The organism is Frankia sp. R82, from assembly GCF_023716925.1.
Classification (GTDB): domain Bacteria; phylum Actinomycetota; class Actinomycetes; order Frankiales; family Frankiaceae; genus Frankia.
The window spans coordinates 1-17210 of record NZ_JAMQQG010000315.1; the positions used below are offsets into that span (position 1 = coordinate 1).

Here is a 17210-nt window from a genome sequence, read left to right on the forward strand (position 1 = left end):
CCGCCGATCCCCAACCCTACAGGAACCGTGCCGGAGTTCGGTAGGAACCCGGGCGCGCATGTAAATGCGACGGCGGGGGGGTGGGGACCGCGGGTGGCGCCGGTACCGCGGGCGGCCGCGCCGGCGGGCGGACTGGGCGGCCGAGCCGACGCGGGCGGCGGCACCGGGGGGCGCCGGGAGCAGGACGACGACCGTCGGCCGCCCCGCAGCCCGCAGCTGCCGGGGATTGCCCGGCCGGGACGGCAGTGGCGGGAGCCGGTGGCGTTCGGGTCGGCGATCGGCCGGCTGCTCGCCTCGCGCGGCTGGCGGGAGCAGGCCGCGGACGCGAGCGTGCTCAGCCGGTGGGACGTCATCGTGGGGCCGGAGATCGCCGAACGTTGCACGCCGGTCTCCCTGCGCGACGGTCAGCTGGAACTCGTCGCCGAGTCGACAGCCTGGGCCACCCAGATGCGGATGCTGGCGCCGCAGATCCTCGCGATCCTGCACCGTGAGCTCGGCCCCAGGGTCGTCCAACGGATCACCGTGCGTGGGCCGACGGCGCCGTCCTGGCGGCACGGGTCGATCCGAACCGCGGGTCGCGGTCCCCGTGACACCTACGGTTGAGCCCGCCCAGCCGTTCGGTGATCAGGTGTCGGCTGGCCTCGTGGCGGCGTGGAAGGCCCGACGACGGCGGTCGGGTAGGGGAGTTCACCATCCCCTTGCTCGGGGCGCTGTGCCGGCGTCAGGGGTCACCCTGCGTCCGCTATGACGGGTTGCCAGGTAGACTGGTGGATACTTCCGCCCAGAACGAGGGGACCCGCAGCGTGGCCTACGACGCTAGTTCGATCAAGGTTCTCGAAGGTCTCGACGCGGTCCGTAAGCGTCCGGGCATGTACATCGGCTCCACCGGAGAGCGTGGCCTGCACCATCTCGTCTACGAGGTGGTCGACAACGCCGTGGACGAGGCGCTCGCCGGCTACTGCGACACGATCTCGGTGACCCTGCTGGCCGACGGTGGCGTCCGCGTGATCGACAACGGTCGCGGCATCCCCGTCGGCATGCATCCGGTGAAGAAGATACCGACGGTCGAGCTGGTACTCACCACCCTGCACGCGGGCGGCAAGTTCGACGGCAAGTCCTACGCGGTCTCCGGCGGCCTGCACGGCGTGGGCGTCAGCGTGGTGAACGCCCTGTCCACCCGGCTCGAGGTCGAGATCCAGGTGGATGGGCACGTCTGGTTCCAGCCGTATGTGGCGAGCCGCCCGGCGAAGCCCCTCGTGCAGACCGGTCCGTCGAAGAGGACCGGCACGTCCGTCACGTTCTGGGCGGACCCGGAGATCTTCGAGACGACCGAGTACAAGTACGAGACGCTCACCCGGCGCCTGCAGGAGATGGCGTTCCTCAACAAGGGCCTGTCGATCACGCTGGTCGACGAGCGCGGCGAGGAGCGGGCCGAGGTCACCTACCGGTACGAGAACGGCCTGGTCGACTTCGTCGCGCACCTCAACGCCACCAAGGACGCCATCCATCGCAGCGTGATCTCGTTGGAGTCGAAGGGCACCGGCATCGAGGCCGAGCTCGCCATGCAGTGGAACGCCGGCTACTCCGAGTCGGTCTACACCTTCGCCAACACGATCAACACGCATGAGGGCGGCACCCACGAGGAGGGTTTCCGCGCCGCGCTGACCAGCGCTGTCAACGCCTACGCCAAGGATCAGAACCTGCTCAAGCCGGTCAAGGCCGGGGCTCGTGGCGGCGACGAGCGCCTGTCCGGTGACGACATCCGCGAGGGCCTGACCGCGATCATCTCGGTGAAGCTGGCGCAGCCCCAGTTCGAGGGGCAGACAAAGACCAAGCTCGGCAACACCGAGGCGAAGAAGTTCGTCCAGGAGATGTGCTACTCGGCGCTCAAGGACTGGTTCGAGGTGAACCGGACCGAGGCACGGGCGATCGTCAGCAAGTCACTGGACGCGCAGCGGGCCCGGATCGCTGCCCGGCAGGCCCGCGACCTCACCCGGCGCAAGGGTCTGCTCGGCGGCACGGGGCTGCCCGGCAAGCTGTCGGACTGCCAGTTCACCGACCCGGAGCGCTGCGAGCTGTACATCGTCGAGGGTGACTCGGCGGGCGGCTCGGCCAAGGGCGGGCGGGACTCGAAGTTCCAGGCGATCCTGCCGCTGCGTGGAAAGATCCTCAACGTGGAGAAGGCCCGCATCGACCGGGTCCTGAAGAACACCGAGGTCCAGGCGCTGATCCAGGCGCTGGGCACCGGCATCCACGACGACTTCGACATCGCCAAGCTGCGCTACCACAAGATCGTGCTGATGGCGGACGCCGACGTCGACGGTCAGCACATCCGTACCCTGCTGCTCACCCTGCTGTTCCGCTTCATGCGCCCGCTGGTCGAGGCCGGGCATGTCTTCCTCGCCCAACCCCCCCTTTACAAGATCAAGTGGGGGCGGGAGGACTGGGAGTACGCCTACTCCGACCGGGAGCGCGACGGCCTGCTCCAGCGTGGGGTGGAAGCCGGGCGCAAGCTGCCCAAGGACGCCATCCAGCGGTTCAAGGGCCTCGGCGAGATGAACGCGACCGAGCTGTGGGACACCACCATGGACCCGGACCGGCGCATCCTGCTGCAGGTCACCCTGGACGACGCGGCCGTCGCCGACGAACTGTTCTCGGTGCTCATGGGTGAGGATGTCGACGCTCGTCGCAGCTTCATCCAGCGCAACGCCAAGGACGTGCGTTTCCTGGACATCTGACGTCAGCCGGCCGGCCGGGACGCACCCGGCCCGCCGCCGGGACGTCTGTCCCCCCTGCCGACTGATCCCTCTCGCCCTGGAAGGACCCCGTGGTCGACGTTCTGCCGCCACCCCCCGGCGATCGCATCGAACCCATCGGCATCGAAGTCGAGATGCAGCGGTCGTATCTCGACTACGCCATGTCGGTCATCGTCGGGCGTGCGCTGCCCGAGGTCCGGGACGGGCTCAAGCCCGTCCACCGTCGGGTTCTCTACGCCATGTACGACGGTGGCTACCGCCCCGACCGCGGGTACTTCAAGTGTTCCCGCGTCGTCGGGGACGTCATGGGTAACTACCATCCGCACGGCGACTCGGCGATCTACGACACCCTCGTCCGGCTCGCGCAGAGCTGGTCGCTGCGCTACCCGCTGGTCGACGGCAACGGCAACTTCGGCTCGCCGGGCAACGACCCGCCCGCCGCCATGCGGTACACCGAGGCCCGGATGGCCGCGTTGGCCATGGAGATGCTGCGCGACATCGACCAGGAGACCGTCGACTTCGCGCCGAACTACGACGGCCGCTCGCAGGAGCCGTTGGTTCTGCCCAGCCGGTTCCCGAACCTGCTGGTCAACGGCGCCGGCGGCATCGCGGTCGGGATGGCGACGAACATCCCGCCGCACAACCTGCGCGAGGTCGCCGCCGGGGTGCAGTGGGCGCTCGACCACCCGGACGCCACCGACGAGGAGCTGCTCGAGGCACTGCTCGGCCTGATCAAGGGTCCGGACTTTCCGACCTCCGGCCTGATCGTCGGGCGCAGCGGCATCGAGGACGCCTACCGCACCGGCCGCGGCAGCATCCGGATGCGGGCGGTCGTCAACGTCGAGGAGAACAAGAGCCGCACCCAGCTCGTCGTCACCGAGCTGCCCTACCAGGTGAACCCGGACAACCTCGCCGAGAAGATCGCCGAGCTGGTCCGCGACAACAAGGTCACCGGCATCTCGGACGTTCGGGACGAGACCTCGGCCCGCATCGGCCAACGCCTGGTCATCGACCTCAAGCGGGACGCCGTCGCCAAGGTCGTGCTGAACAACCTGTACAAGCACACCCAGCTGCAGGACACCTTCGGCGTCAACATGCTGGCGATCGTCGACGGGGTGCCGCGCACGCTGCGCCTCGACCAGATGATCCGCTACTACGTCGAGCACCAGGTGGACGTCATCGTCCGCCGCACCCGCTACCAGCTGCGCAAGGCCCGCGAGCGACTGCACGTCCTCGACGGTCTGCTGATCGCGCTCGACCACCTGGACGAGGTGATCAGCCTCATCCGCAACGCGGAGTCCGCCGAGGCCGCCCGCGGTCAGCTGATGGAGCGCTTCACGCTGTCGGAGATCCAGGCGACCGCGATCCTGGACATGCAGCTGCGCCGCCTGGCCGCCCTCGAGCGTCAGCGGATCATCGACGAGGCCGCGGAGCTGCGCGCCCGGATCTCCGAGCTGGAGGCGATCCTCGCCTCACCGGCCCGGCAGCGGGAGATCATCGGCGAGGAGCTCGCCGAGGTCGTCGAGAAGTTCGGCGACGAGCGGCGTACCCGGCTGGTCCCGTTCGAGGGCGACATGTCCATCGAGGACCTCATCGCCCGCGAGGACGTCGTCGTCACCGTCACCCGTGGCGGCTACGCCAAGCGCACCAAGACCGACCTGTACCGCTCGCAGCGCCGCGGTGGCAAGGGTGTGCAGGGTGCGGCCCTGCGCGAGGACGACATCGTCGAGCACTTCTTCGTCACCACCACCCACCACTGGCTGTTGTTCTTCACGAACAAGGGACGGGTGTACCGGGCGAAGGCCCACGAGCTGCCCGAGCAGGCCCGTTCGGCCAAGGGACAGCACGTCGCGAACATCCTGGCCTTCGGCCAGGACGAGCGGATCGCCGAGGTCATCGCGCTGCAGGACTACGAGGTGGCGCCCTACCTGGTGCTCGCCACCAAGCGCGGACTGTGCAAGAAGACCTCGCTGCGCGACTTCGACTCCAGCCGGGCCGGTGGCCTCGTCGCGATCAACCTGCGCGACGACGACGAACTGATCGCCGCCCGACTCGTCGCTCCCGGCGACGACCTGCTGCTGGTCAGCCGGAACGCCCAGTCGATCCGCTTCCACGCCGACGACGACCAGCTGCGCCCGATGGGCCGCGCCACCTCCGGCGTGATCGGCATGCGCTTCGACGCCGAGGACGAACTGCTGTCCATGGATGTCGTCGTCCCCGACAGCACCGCCGATCTGCTGGTCGCCACCTCCGGCGGCTACGCCAAGCGGACGCCGCTGGCCGAGTACCCGGTGCAGGGCCGCGGCGGCAAGGGCGTGCTCACCGCTAAGATCGTCTCGACCCGCGGCGGCCTCGTCGGCGCGCTGGTCGTCGAACCGGACGATCAGCTCTACGCGATCGCGTCCAACGGGGGTGTGTTGCGTACCGTCGCCCAGGACGTCCGCCGGGCGCAGCGGCAGACGATGGGCGTGCGCCTCATCGATCTGGAATCCGGTGTGCAGGTCGTCGGGGTGGCGCGTAATGCTGATGTGGAGGACCCCGACGCCAGCGACGGTTCCCCGGCCCAGGACGCCTGAGTCCCGGACCGTGGAGCTCGACGCCGGTCGGCGGCGGTCCACGTCGCGGTGCCGGCCCCGGCAACGCGACGAGGTGGCACCGCGTGATGCGGGCCAGCGGCATGGGTGGGCGCACGACCAGCGTGCGTTACCCGGAAGCGAACCGGGAGTGGTCCGTGAGCGACAGTCAGGATGACCGGCCTGACCGGCCTGATCGGCCGGCAGCCCAGCGCGGCGCTGCCCCCGCGGGCTCCGACCGTGTGGGTTCCGACCAGGTGGGCTCCGACCACGCCGGCCCGAAAGACGCCGGTTCCAACCGTGGTGGCGCCGGCCGTGGTGACGCCGGAGGGCGCGCCGACGACGGCGAGACGATGGTGATCCCCGCGGCCGGCGACTCCGGGCCGTCCACGGGCGGCCAGCCGACCGGTTCTGCCACCGGTGGTTCTGCTTCCGGTGGTTCCGGCGCCGGTGGCAAGAACGTGGCTGCCGGGGGTACCGGGCGCTCGGGCGGGGGCTCCGGAGGGTCCGGGGCGTCCCGCTCGACGGAGACATCCGCCTCCAGTCCGTTCTTCCAGCGGATGGAGCGTTCGGCGACCGACGACTCCGACAGCCCGGGAACCCAGGGCGGTTCGCGGGCGAGAGGCTCGGGTGGGGGCGAGTCGCGGGCGGTCGAGGGCGACCGAACCCGGTCGGCGTCCGCGCCGCTGTCGCCCCCTGCGTCCGCTTCGACTGCCTCCCCGCCATCCCCGTCATCGGTGTCGGTGTCGATGTCGCCAGCGGTGGGGACGAACAACGACGGCGCGGCACCCGCCTCCCGCCGGCCACCCGCCACTCGGGCATCCGGCGTGGGAGCACCCGGCTCGGGAACATCATCCGCGGGAAGGGCGGGTTCGGGGGCCGCCTCGGCCTCGGCTACCCGCAAACTCGACGCGACCGCCGTATCGTCGCCCGCGAAGTCACTCGGGTCGACGCCTGCTGGCGGCATCGACCGGTCCACCGCGGGCCTGCCCAGCGCCCGTACCGAGCCCCCGGCCGAACGGTCCAGGGACAACGACACGATGTCCCTGGTCCGCCCGCCATCCACGACGAGGAGCCGTACCACGAAGCCCGACAGCACCCGCGCCACGCCGCAGCGAGGGACCGCTCCTGACGGCGTCCGGCCGGCCGCACCGACACGTGGGCACCCGACGACGCCCCCCGCGTCCGCCGCAACCGCCGTACACGGGCGACCGGGCACCGCCGCGGCATCCGGTGGCACCGCGGCGCCGGCCAGCACCCCAGCTCGCGGCACGGGCACCGGCTCCGGCACGATCGACGCCGCCCGTCCCTCGACCGCCACGTCCCCCGACGCCCTGGCCCACCAGTTCGACGCCGTCGCCGGTGACCGGCCGGGCACCGCACCCCGCAGCAGCGGTGACGGTGGTCGACCCGGGACCACCGGCTCCGGCGGCTCCCGTCCGCCGGGCGCCGGCCGCCGGGCCAAACTGCGGCTGTCCAAGGTCAACCCGATCACGGTGACCCGGCTGAGCTTCGCGTTCTCCCTGTGCGTCTTCGTCGTCCTGCTCGTCGCCGTCGCCGTGCTCTGGTTCGTCCTGAACTCGATCGGCGTGTTCAACAGTGTCAGCGACGCGGCCGACACCCTCACCGACAGCAGTGCCGGCGACGTACGCGGCTGGCTGTCCTTCGGCCGGGCCATGGAGATCAGCCTGCTCATCGGCGCGATCAACGTGATCCTGATGACCGCCCTGACCACTCTTGGTGCCCTGCTCTACAACCTCTGCGCCGAGATGATCGGCGGCATCGAGGTGACCCTCAGCGACCAGTAGCGCAGTCGGGCGGCGCCGGTACCCACCCCGGCGCCGCCATCCTGTATGGTTGCAGTCGTTGCCCGGACCTATAGCTCAGTCGGTTAGAGCGCTTCCCTGATAAGGAAGAGGCCGGTGGTTCAAGTCCACCTAGGTCCACGCGCTGATTCGTCGTGTTTGCCGCCCTGGGCGGCTTCCCCCTTGCCGCGATGCTGGCCGGGGGGGGCGACCCCCCGAACCCCCCGGAGGCGGGGGGTTCTTTTTTGTTTTTTTCCTTGGTTTTTCTGTGGTTCCGTTTGGTGCGGGTGCGGGTGCGGGTGCGGGTGCGGGTGCGGGTGCGGGTTTTGGGTTGAATTCTTATTCTGGGAGGAGGGGTGGGGTGTGGATGGGGCGGCGGGGTAGGGGGTTGTCGATCAGGAGGTCGTAGCGGCGTTTCGGGGTGCGGATGGTGGGGGCGACGGTGTCGCCTGTGGCCGGGGGCGGAATTCGGTGGTAACGGTCTCCGTAGGGGCGTGGGGCCGGCGGGGCGACGCAAACCGGGTGGGATCTGTCCGTCGGCTCGGGAACGGCCGACGGGGGGTGCCCCGACGAGGGTGACAGAACGATCCAGCCGGTGGTGGCCAGAAAGGCGAGATCGGTCAGGACGGGATAGATTCCGCGTCCCAGGGAAAAGGCGAGGTCACGGGCGGTCCGACGGCCGTTCACCCGAGCGAGCAGGCTGACCTGTGGTGCGGCCGTGGGCATCCGGGCCGGTTCGGGCGCCAGCCGTGGCCGGGTCTGCGGCCCCAGACCGAGGTAGGTGTGCCACCCGCCGGCGATCGTCAGCCGTCTGGAGATCTCCCGCACGGCCCAGCCGGCGTCGACGCCGGGCTGCACGGGCAGCAGGGGTGCTGCGGCTGCGTCGGGCGAGGTTCGTGCCGGGGTGCGGGTCACCTCCAACCAGGCGGAGCCGGCCAGGGCGAACAATGCGTCCATCACGCTGGTGCGGGCGAGGATCTGCACGCCGGCTCGCCCCAGCAGGCCCCGTTCCACCAGTAGGGCGGCCAGCTGGCCGGTGGGCGCCGCCGCGGCGTACACCGCCGTCCACTCCGGCTCCGCGATCCGCCCGGACCGCAGGAGCAGCGACTCCACACCCGGTGCCGCGGACGTGACGGCGTCGATGATCAGCCCGTCCTGGAAGGCCACCCGTCCGCTGGCCGCGCCGACCACGTCCAGACTCCCGGTGAACGCGTCCTCGGCGCAGCTGACCAGCGTGGTCAGTAGTCGATCCGCACCGGCGAACGGGGGCGGGGCCTGGGCCGGCGCGGGCAGCGGAGCTGAAGTCGGCGCCGGGGCGCAGGAGGTGTGGACGACCTCCGTTCGGGGTGGATCTTCGGTCGAAGAAAGGTAACCCCGTATGGTGTCCTTCTTATCGTCCATGGTGACATCCCTGGTGTGACAGGTCGTTCCGGCAACGGTACGGTCATTTTGTCCACACGATATGCCGGCGGTCTGTGTCAGATTATCGCCGAATCTGGCGGCGAAATTTCGATCTCCGGTCATCGGGTTGAGGAGAGCACAGCTATGGACATTGAGACCGCGCTCAAGGAAGCCATGCGAGTCGATGGCGCGGTCGGTGTTTCGCTGGTTGACGGAGAGAGCGGAATGATGCTCGGTTCCGCCGGCGGCGGCCGGGATCTCGACCTTGAGGTGGCGTCGGCGGGTAGCACCGAAATAGTGCGGTCAAAACGTCGCACCCTGGACGCGCAAGGCGTCCAGGAGGGCATCGAGGACATCCTCATCACCCTTGACCGGCAGTACCACCTCATCCGGTTGCTCCAGCGGGCGGACAGCCCGCTGTTCCTCTACCTGGTGCTGGAGCGGTCCCGGGCGAATCTCGCCTTCGCCCGGCACAGCCTGCGGCTCATCGCCCGTGCACTCGATCTGTGAGTGACCTGCCCGTGGGTGCCAGCCGCCGACGGGCGCCTGGAAGGAGGCCTCGATGACGACCACCACCACGATCACCGACGCGGTACTGGCCGAGCTGCACCGCCTGCGAGCGGAGGTTCCCGGGGTGACCGGCACCGTCGTCGCCGCCGCGGACGGCCTGCTGTTCTGTGCGGACGCCGAGGGCGCACGGCCCGAGGTGATCGCCGCGATGGCGGCCGCCGCCCTCGGGCTCGGCCGATCGACCAGCAAGGAGGTCGGGCTGGGTCCGCTGGGGGAAGTGATCATCCGGTGTCGGCAGGGCCACGTCGTCGTCTATGCCGTCGGCGGGGCGAGGCTGCTCGTCGTCCTGGGCGATGAGGGCCTGGACGTGGAGCATCTGCACCTGCGCTCGAGGGGCACCGTGACCCGCATCAGCGCGGCCCTCACGGCCTGACCGTGGCTGTGGACAACGGATGTGCTCGAATACTTCGGTGTCGATGTGTTCACTCTGTGACCATGAGTGGTCACACCACCATGGCTCCGGTGGGCTGTCGCCCTGGGTGACATGTGTTTCCCTTTCGGTGGGTTGCCCCTGTCGGCGCACCGTCGAGGACGCCCACGCCGAGATGGCCCGGATCGGCGGCCAACCAGAACCGTCCGGGCCGATGTGTGCCACCTGTGGGCAGCATCCCGCGGAGGACACCCAGTGCCGGCCGTGCCGGGAGGATCGGCAGCGCCGGGCGGAGCGGGAGTTCGCCGCCTGGTGGGAGCGGGTGCGGCGCGGCCGGAACGCCGACCCTGGGCCATCGCACCTTCCGTCCGGTGTTCTGCCAAGCTCGTAGCACTGCACGGCGCAGGATCGATGGCGGCCCGAACCGACCGCCACCCGGGCGTCCGAGCCGGCCCGGCCCCACGGCGCCGACCGTCGGCGCGAGCGTCCGGTCGGACGAAGGGAGTAGGTCGCCATGGCCTCGCGAACCGGACGGACCAGCACGACGAGCCAGCAGCCCGACCTGCGGGTCCGGTTGATGGGAGAGCCCGTCGAGAGCTATCCGGCACATGCCCCGGAGGCGGCGCGCGGCAACGTCAGGCGGATCACCGTGGTCGGGGAACCGATCCTGCACCGCCCCTGCCGTCTGATCACCGAGTTCGGCACCCCGGAGCTCGCCGCCCTCATCGATGACATGTTCACCTCGATGTACGTCGCCGAGGGCGTGGGGCTCGCCGCGAACCAGATCGACGTGGACGCCGCCCTGTTCGTCTACGACTGCACCGACGACGACGGCGTCCGGCACGTGGGGCACATCGCCAACCCGGTGCTCGAGGAGCCCGACCCGACCGAGCGGCGGCTGACCAGGAGCGACGAGGGCTGCCTGTCGGTGCCCGGCGCGTCGATGGAGGTCCCCCGGCTGGAGTACGCCGCCGTGCGCGGCCAGGACCAGACCGGTGCGCCGTTGCGGCTCGAGGGCACCGGCTACTTCGCCCGCTGCCTGCAGCACGAGACCGATCATCTCGGCGGCAGCCTCTACATCGACCGGCTGTCCAGCCGCGGGCGACGCAAGGCGCTCAAGGAGATGGAGGAGCGTCGCGAGGAGATCTTCGCCCGTCGAGCCGAGCTTGCGGCGGCCCGTCAGCCGGCCGGCTAGGTTGGAACCGCCGGTGACGGCGGCAGTTCGGGCGATCTGAGGGAGTGCGCGGTGGACACGGCGTTGCGGGAGCTGGCCGAGGCGGCAACGGGCTTCATGCCCCCCGAGGAGGGCGCGGCACTGCACCGGGCGGCCGCCCGGGTACCGGCCGGCGGGCTGATCTGCGAGGTCGGCACCTACTGTGGCAAGTCCACCCTGTACCTGGCTGCGGGTGCGCGCAGCGCCGGCGCCACGGTGGTCACCGTCGATCATCATCGTGGGTCGGAGGAGAACCAGCCGGGCTGGGAGTACCACGACAGCTCGCTGGTCGACCCGCGCACCGGGCGGATGGACACCCTGCCGCATCTGCGCCGGACCCTGGAGGACGCCCGGGTCGAGGATGTCGTCACCGCGGTCGTCGGCCGCTCCGAGCAGGTCGGGCGATGGTGGTCGACGCCGATCGCGCTGCTGTTCCTCGACGGCGGGCACACCGAGGTGCAGGCCCAGGCGGACTACGAGGCATGGGTGGGGCATGTCGCGCCGGGCGGGGCGCTGCTCATCCACGACGTGTTCCCCGACCCGGCTGACGGTGGCCAGGCGCCGTACCACGTGCTGCTACGCGCCCTGGACGAGGGCTTTCGCGAGGAGGCGGTGACCGGGTCGCTGCGGGCGCTACGCCGCGTCCTGTGACGGGCAACCACACGCCGCCGGCAGCACGGGGAGCGTGGGCACTGCGGCGCCCGGGAGGCCGTCGCCGCGAAACAGCGTCTCGGTGATCCCGCCGGCCAACGTGTCCACGGCCAGGATCACCGCGGCGCCCGTCCAGGTCGACTGCTCGACCGGCCAGAACACCTGGTCAGCGAACTGCCAGCCGGTCCAGTAGCCACCGCTTTCGTGGCGCAGGCACTGCATGTCGGTGACCAGCCGGGTGGCGGACTCCGTCTCGCCGACCAGGTGCAGGGCGATCGCGAGCTCGCAGGTCTCGGCCCCGGTGACCCACGGTTCGTCGGCCACGCAGCGGGCGCCGAGCCCGTCCACGATGAACTCGTCCCAGCGGGAGGCGAGCCTCGCCCGGCCGGCGGGTCCGCGCACCACGCCGCCGAGGACCGGGTAGTACCAGTCCATCGACCAGCGATCCTTGGGCAGGAAGTACTCCGGATGGGTGAGCAGGGCGTGGTGCAGGGCATCGGCGGCCCGCCCCCACCGCGCCGCGACCTCGGTGAGCTGCACGCCCCGGTCTGTCCCGCCGTCGATCCCGATCTCGCCGATCACCGCGGCCAGGGCCATCCCGCATCGCAGGCTGTGCAGCGTGCTGGAACAGCCCGTGACCAGAGCCTTGGGATAATGGGCACCGTCGGCCGAACGCGCCCACCAGATCTGGCCGCTGGGTGCCTGCAGCGCGACCACGAAGTCGAGGGCGCGGCGGACCACCGGCCAGATCCCGGCGAGGAACTCCTCGTCGCCGAACAGCAGCCACCGGTGCAGGGCCGCCGCGGCCACATAGGCGCACTGGTTGCTGTCGACGAAGTCCTCGCGGACCGCACCGCCGAGATAACTCGTTGCCCAGGACCCGTCGGCCCGCTGGTTGCGGCGCAGCCAGTCCCAGGCGGCGTCGGCGGCGCCCGCCTGGCCGCACAGGTCGAGCGCCATCGCGCATTCCAGATGATCCCAGGCGTCGGTGTGCCCACCCGGGTACCAGGGGATCGCACCATCGGCCTCCTGGACCGCGGCGATCGCCTTCGCGGTCGCGGTGAGCGCCCCGGCATCGAGCAGCGGGGCAGCAGGCTCAACGGACCGCATGCGAGGCCTCCTGACTCGGCTGTTTCCGCAGGTACAGCACGATGCTCTTGCCGAGCACCGGGTTGAGGACCCGCTCGGTGATCCGCGTGACGCGAGGCCTGCGCATCATGTCCCACACCAGCATCCGGTGATACAGCCGCGTCGCCGGATGGTCGTCGTCATGGACACCGACGAGACACCGAAGCCACCAGTACGGCGAGTGCAGCGCATGGGCGAAATGGGTGTCGACGGGTTCGAGCCCGACCGCCACCAGCTGTTCCCGCAGCTGGTGGCGCCGGTAGATGCGCACATGGCCACCGGGCACCGTGTGGTAGGCCGAGGACAGGCTCCAGCAGACCCGCTCGGGGAAACGGTTGGGCACGGTGACCGCGATCCAGCCACCCGGGCGCACCACCCGGGCGATCTCGGCCATCGCCGCCGTATCGGCCGGCAGGTGCTCGAGGATCTCCGCGGCGATGACCCGGTCGAACGTGTCGTCCGCGAACGGCAGGGCCAGCGCGTCGCCGCGTACCACGGCGGAACGTCCCGACGGCGGAGCCTGCCCCTCCAGGGCCATCGCGCCGAGCATCGCCTGGACGTCCCGGACATCGGTGAACGAGTAGTCGAGGGCGATCACCTCCGCGCCGCGCCGGAAGGCCTCGAAGGTGTGCCGCCCGCCCCCGCAGCCGAGATCGAGCAGCCGGGTGCCAGCGGATACGGGAAAACGATCGAAGTCGACGGTAAGCATGCCGGCCGGTCAGCTGGTCGGTGTGGACGGGCCGGGCGCCGCCGTCGAGGTGGCACCGGTGGGCACCGTGGTGCCTGTGGATATCGCCGCTCCGGTGGGCACCGTGGTGGTGATGGTCGCCGAGGACCCACCGGTGGGCACCGTCGCACCGGCGGACACCCCGGAGGCTGTGGACAACCCGGAGACCGTGCCCGGCTGAGTGGCTGTGGCCGACACGGTGCCCGGGTCGGCCCGGAGTTCCGGCTGTGGGATCCAGGGCCAGCTCGCGCCCGGGTAGGGCGAGCTCGGCGTTCCGCCGACCGCGGCGATCCGTTCGGCGTACCAGGCCGCGGTGGCCGCGCTCGCGGCTCGCCAGGAGAAACGCTGCTCCACCCGACGGCGCCCGGCGGCACCCATCCGGGCTCGCAGGTCAGGGTCGTCGAGCAGCCGGCGGATCGCGCCGGCCAACGCCACCGGATCGCCGGGCGGGACGAGCAGCGCCGCCTCACCGTCCGGCCCGGCCACCTCCGGCAGGGCACCGGCGGTCGTCGCGACCAGCGGAATCCCGCAGGCCAGCTCCTCGACCGCAGGCAGGCTGAATCCCTCATACAGCGACGGGACGACGGCCACCTCGGCGGAACGCAGCAGCTCGACGAGTTCCGGCTCCGGCACGCCCGAGCGGAACGTCACCGCCTCCACCAGCCCCAGCTCGGAGACCCGGCGCTGGGCCTGGCCGCCCTCGCGCACCTTCCCGACGCAGACCAGATGGGCGAGAGGCCGCTCGCGACGCAGCGCGGCGAGCGCCTCCAACAGCACACCGAGCCCCTTGAGTGGCACATCAGCGCTGGTCACGACCACGATCCGGCCGGGCACCGCGGGCGTGCCGGCGGGTGCGGGGGTGAAGATGTCAGCCTCCACCCCCAGAGGCACCGTGTGCATGGACTCGGACGGCAGTGCCATGTCCGTGATGATCTCGCGCCGCGAACTCTCCGACGGGATGACGATCCCGTCCAGCCCGCGGGCCACCCGGGCCTGCATCGGCAGGAACGAGTACCACCGGCGGATACCGGTGCGGGCCTTCCAGCCGGACGTCGCGTCCAGGCTGAGCCGGCGATCCACCGTGATCGGGTGGTGCACGGTGCTCACCACGGGGATCCGGTACGGGCGCAACGCCGCCCGCAGGGCCAGCAGGCCGTAGCCCAGCCCCTGGTTGTCGTGGACGATGTCGAACGGTGGCCGCCCGCCGGCAGCGCGGGGCCGCAGTGTCTGGTAGGCCCGCAGGCTGAACGACAGGGGTTCGGAGAACTGCCCGGTGCGCATCATCGCGACCTCGACGACGTCGGGCAGCGAGCGCAGCTCGGCCGCCTTCGGCCAGCGGAACGGGTCCGCCTCGCCGTAAAGGTCCAGGCTGGGCAGCTCGGTCAGCCCGACACCAGGGTCGAGCACCGGGTATGGCGGTCCGCTGACCACCTGCACGTGATGGCCAAGGGCGACCAGTTCGCGGGACAGATGTCGGACGTACACCCCCTGACCACCGCAGGTGGGCAGGCTCCGGTACGACAACAACGCGATCCGCAAGTGTGCGCCCTTCGTCCGTTTCGGGCCATGTCTGGTCCCTCGACGTTGAGGGGGTCGTGCCAGTCTGACACTAGGACATTCCTGGTTGATCTTCACCTGAATCGAGTGGTGCACGGTTGCCCGCACGGTGCGCAAAGACGGAGACCGTTGGTGTTGACGCGATCTCGTTGTGTCGTTGCCCCCCCATGGACGGTGTCCCTGCCAGGACGGTGTCCCTGCCGGATGTCCGTCCTGGGACGGTGCCCCGGGTGGGTGATCGCCCGGGACGATGCCCCGCCAGGACGTCCGCGCGCCAGGACGGTGTCCCTGTCGGGTGACCGTCCTGGGACGCAGGCGAGCGCGGTTAGTCCTCGTCGACGAGGACGACCTCGGCCGGCACGTTTCCCCTGGTGGCGCGGGAGTACGGGCACATCTCGTGGGCAGCGTCGAGCAGCTCCTGGGCGGTGGCCCGATCGAGGCCGGGGACCTGCGCCTCGATCCGTGTGCTCAGGCCGAGGCCAGCGTCATCGCGACCGAGGGACACGGTCACCGAGACGGCGGAGTCCTTGACGTCGATCTTCCGGCCGCGCGCGACCGCTTTCAGCGCACTGTGGAAACACGCTGCGTAACCAGTGGCGAAGAGCTGCTCGGGGTTCGTGCCCGGACCGTCGTCTCCACCAAGCCCCTTCGGTATGGACAGCTGCAGGTCGAGCCGGTTGTCGCTGGACGCCACCCGGCCGTCCCGGCCGCCCCAGGCCGTCGAGGTCGCAGAGTAGAGGACGTTGGACATGCTGCCTCCGTGTTTCGCGGTGTCGTGCCATATTTAAGCAACCACAGTGGTGCCCTAAAAGGAAGCAGTCCACACCTGGTCTCGGCCTTAGCCTTGGTCACATGGAGTTGGGCCAGCCGGGGAATCCCGGCAGGGACGGCGCACACGCAGCAGGTATGGCGACGACGGCGGACACGGCGAGCATGGCGGACATGGCGGACATCACGGACAGGGCGAAAGCGGCAGATACGGACAGTATCGGCGGCGTGGCCGAGCCGGTTCGACCTCGACGGGGACGTCCGCGGGACGCGACCATCGACACCCGCGTGCTGACCGCCGCCGTCGCGGAACTCGCCGAGAACGGCGTCGCCGGGTTCAGCGTCAACAGCGTCGCTGCCCGGGCGGGCGTCGCAAAACGGGGCATCTACATGCGCTGGCCCGACCGGGACGATCTTGTTCTGGCCGCACTTGGCACCCTGGCCGCCGGCCTCGTCCCGCCGCGTACCGGGGACCTGCGCGGCGATCTGCTGCAGCTCGCCCCCCTGGTGGATGCGGTGTTCACCGAACCGAGGATCTCGATCCTCGGCCGCTGCATGGCCGAACTGCCCCGCTTTCCAGCGATGTACGCGGCGTTCCGGCGCGAATCGGTCGACCGCTGCGCCGCCGCCATCGAGGACGCCTTCCACGACGCGGTCACTCGCGGTGAGGCCCGTGTCGATCTTGACGCCGATCTGGCCTCCGACACCTTCCTCGGTTCGCTGCTGGCCCGCCATGCCTTCGGTGCCCGCCAGCCACGCGATCATGCGGCCTTCCACCGCCGCCTGGTTGACTTCTGCCTGGCTGCCGTCCGTCCCGACCAGCCCCCTGCCCCCTGACGGTCACCGCCAGTCCCACAGCTCCCTGACGGTCACCGCCAGTCCCACAGCTCCCACCTGGGCACCGTCGAGCCGGGCCCGCCTGTGGACGGCGAGCGCCGGCCGGCACCACGGCCCACTGATGGGCAGCGTGCGCAGTCTGTGGATACCCACAGCCGGGCCTGCTCCACAGCGGGGCATCGTCACCACCGCGGTGAGCCCGGCCCAGTTCCTCCGCCTGCACAGCACCCTTGACCTCGATGGTCACCGTCAGTCCTGCCGCATCACTGTCAGCACCAAGGGTCACCGTGGCAGTTCGGCCCTGCCCCTGGATGGGCATCGTCCAGTCGTCCACCTGATTGAGCCATCAGCCTGAGCGGGCACCGTGCCAGGCAGGTCAGGTCTGTGCACAACGCGGTCGCTGCCCCTCCCCGGGCCTCGCCGACCACACTGACCCTGATCATCCGGTGGCTGGCGATCGATGACCGCCAGCTGGTCTGCGTCGCCCTGTTCACCGGATTGCCCCATCGACCTGGGCGGGCACCGTGCCCGGAACGGTCCTGATCCGTGGGTGGTCACCGTCCCGTTGAACGGCTACCGGGTGGTCACCGTCCTGTTGGACGGGCACCGGGTGTGGACGATCTCGACCCGTGGGCGGTCACCGTCCTGGTTGGCAGTGGGCATCGTCGGCGCGCCGGTGAGCCTGCCGGGGCAGCGGTGTGCCTGTGGACGGTCGCTGCCCGCAGGGTGGTCATCGTCGGGTGCAGATGTCGGTGACCACCAGTGGATGAGGTGCGAACCGGGTGTGGACGATCTCGACCCGTGGGCGGTCACCGTCCTGGTTGGCAGTGGGCATCGTCGGCGCGCCGGTGAGC

15 protein-coding genes and 1 tRNA gene are annotated in these 17210 nt (G+C 70.5%); 10 read left to right on the top strand and 6 right to left on the bottom strand.

Annotation, left to right across the window (positions count from 1 at the left end; translation table 11 throughout):
• The first annotated feature begins 93 nt into the window (after positions 1–93).
• The 5 genes from ND747_RS25845 to ND747_RS25865 all read left to right on the top strand — a co-directional run bounded on the left by ND747_RS25845 (position 94) and on the right by ND747_RS25865 (position 7275).
• The gene (locus tag ND747_RS25845) at positions 94–603 is read left to right on the top strand and encodes a DUF721 domain-containing protein (protein ID WP_251736818.1); all 510 of its coding nucleotides are present in this window, start codon (positions 94–96) and stop codon (positions 601–603) included.
• 200 nt (positions 604–803) lie between these two features.
• Positions 804–2738, top strand: coding sequence for a DNA topoisomerase (ATP-hydrolyzing) subunit B (gene gyrB, locus ND747_RS25850; RefSeq protein ID WP_308204696.1), 1935 nt, complete (start codon positions 804–806; stop codon positions 2736–2738).
• A gap of 89 nt (positions 2739–2827) precedes the next feature.
• Entirely contained in the window at positions 2828–5332 is a 2505-nt protein-coding gene (gyrA, locus tag ND747_RS25855) for a DNA gyrase subunit A (RefSeq protein WP_251736820.1), read from the top strand.
• A gap of 746 nt (positions 5333–6078) precedes the next feature.
• Positions 6079–7137, top strand: coding sequence for a DUF3566 domain-containing protein (locus ND747_RS25860; RefSeq protein ID WP_251736821.1), 1059 nt, complete (start codon positions 6079–6081; stop codon positions 7135–7137).
• A gap of 64 nt (positions 7138–7201) precedes the next feature.
• Positions 7202–7275 (top strand) — tRNA-Ile (locus ND747_RS25865).
• 198 nt (positions 7276–7473) lie between these two features.
• On the opposite strand, the gene ND747_RS25870 is transcribed toward ND747_RS25865, so the two are convergent.
• A complete protein-coding gene (locus ND747_RS25870; protein ID WP_251736823.1) occupies positions 7474–8535 on the bottom strand; it encodes a hypothetical protein in 1062 nt (353 codons plus the stop codon).
• A gap of 144 nt (positions 8536–8679) precedes the next feature.
• Between ND747_RS25870 and ND747_RS25875 the strand changes: the two genes are divergently transcribed.
• From ND747_RS25875 to ND747_RS25890, 4 genes are all read left to right on the top strand, one after another.
• A complete protein-coding gene (locus ND747_RS25875; RefSeq protein ID WP_251736825.1) occupies positions 8680–9045 on the top strand; it encodes a hypothetical protein in 366 nt (121 codons plus the stop codon).
• 52 nt (positions 9046–9097) lie between these two features.
• A complete protein-coding gene (locus ND747_RS25880; protein WP_251736827.1) occupies positions 9098–9478 on the top strand; it encodes a roadblock/LC7 domain-containing protein in 381 nt (126 codons plus the stop codon).
• A gap of 511 nt (positions 9479–9989) precedes the next feature.
• Positions 9990–10670, top strand: coding sequence for a peptide deformylase (gene def, locus ND747_RS25885; RefSeq protein WP_251736829.1), 681 nt, complete (start codon positions 9990–9992; stop codon positions 10668–10670).
• A gap of 51 nt (positions 10671–10721) precedes the next feature.
• Positions 10722–11339: a class I SAM-dependent methyltransferase gene (locus ND747_RS25890; RefSeq protein WP_251736831.1), complete on the top strand. Its 618-nt coding sequence runs from the start codon at positions 10722–10724 to the stop codon at positions 11337–11339.
• Here ND747_RS25890 and ND747_RS25895 read toward each other — a convergent pair.
• The 4 genes from ND747_RS25895 to ND747_RS25910 form a co-directional block, all read right to left on the bottom strand.
• On the bottom strand, positions 11322–12449 hold the full coding sequence (locus ND747_RS25895) for a hypothetical protein (protein WP_251736832.1): 1128 nt from the start codon (positions 12447–12449) through the stop codon (positions 11322–11324). The genes ND747_RS25890 and ND747_RS25895 overlap by 18 nt on opposite strands.
• On the bottom strand, positions 12436–13176 hold the full coding sequence (locus tag ND747_RS25900) for a class I SAM-dependent methyltransferase (protein WP_251736834.1): 741 nt from the start codon (positions 13174–13176) through the stop codon (positions 12436–12438). Before ND747_RS25900 ends, ND747_RS25895 begins: the two co-directional genes overlap by 14 nt.
• Before the next feature lie 9 nt (positions 13177–13185).
• Complete coding sequence (locus tag ND747_RS25905) at positions 13186–14733, bottom strand: glycosyltransferase (RefSeq protein ID WP_374216326.1); 1548 nt, start codon at positions 14731–14733, stop codon at positions 13186–13188.
• 343 nt (positions 14734–15076) lie between these two features.
• Positions 15077–15502, bottom strand: a complete 426-nt coding sequence (locus tag ND747_RS25910) for an organic hydroperoxide resistance protein (protein WP_251736836.1) — start codon at positions 15500–15502, stop codon at positions 15077–15079.
• Between the two features lie 155 nt (positions 15503–15657).
• Here ND747_RS25910 and ND747_RS25915 point away from each other — a divergent pair, with 155 nt between their 5' ends.
• Positions 15658–16356, top strand: coding sequence for a TetR/AcrR family transcriptional regulator (locus tag ND747_RS25915; protein ID WP_374216327.1), 699 nt, complete (start codon positions 15658–15660; stop codon positions 16354–16356).
• Between the two features lie 3 nt (positions 16357–16359).
• Here ND747_RS25915 and ND747_RS25920 read toward each other — a convergent pair whose 3' ends face one another.
• Positions 16360–16509, bottom strand: coding sequence for a hypothetical protein (locus ND747_RS25920; RefSeq protein WP_251736837.1), 150 nt, complete (start codon positions 16507–16509; stop codon positions 16360–16362).
• Positions 16510–17210: the final 701 nt, after the last annotated feature.

What these genes read in the sequence shown, in the direction of transcription:
- ND747_RS25915 (WP_374216327.1), top strand. Translation starts at nt 15,658, where the DNA reads ATGGCGACGACGGCGGACACGGCGAGCATGGCGGACATGGCGGACATC.
- ND747_RS25900 (WP_251736834.1), bottom strand. Translation starts at nt 13,176, where the DNA reads ATGCTTACCGTCGACTTCGATCGTTTTCCCGTATCCGCTGGCACCCGG.
- ND747_RS25870 (WP_251736823.1), bottom strand. Translation starts at nt 8,535, where the DNA reads ATGGACGATAAGAAGGACACCATACGGGGTTACCTTTCTTCGACCGAA.
- ND747_RS25875 (WP_251736825.1), top strand. Translation starts at nt 8,680, where the DNA reads ATGGACATTGAGACCGCGCTCAAGGAAGCCATGCGAGTCGATGGCGCG.
- def (WP_251736829.1), top strand. Translation starts at nt 9,990, where the DNA reads ATGGCCTCGCGAACCGGACGGACCAGCACGACGAGCCAGCAGCCCGAC.
- ND747_RS25860 (WP_251736821.1), top strand. Translation starts at nt 6,079, where the DNA reads ATGTCGCCAGCGGTGGGGACGAACAACGACGGCGCGGCACCCGCCTCC.
- ND747_RS25895 (WP_251736832.1), bottom strand. Translation starts at nt 12,449, where the DNA reads ATGCGGTCCGTTGAGCCTGCTGCCCCGCTGCTCGATGCCGGGGCGCTC.
- ND747_RS25910 (WP_251736836.1), bottom strand. Translation starts at nt 15,502, where the DNA reads ATGTCCAACGTCCTCTACTCTGCGACCTCGACGGCCTGGGGCGGCCGG.
- ND747_RS25880 (WP_251736827.1), top strand. Translation starts at nt 9,098, where the DNA reads ATGACGACCACCACCACGATCACCGACGCGGTACTGGCCGAGCTGCAC.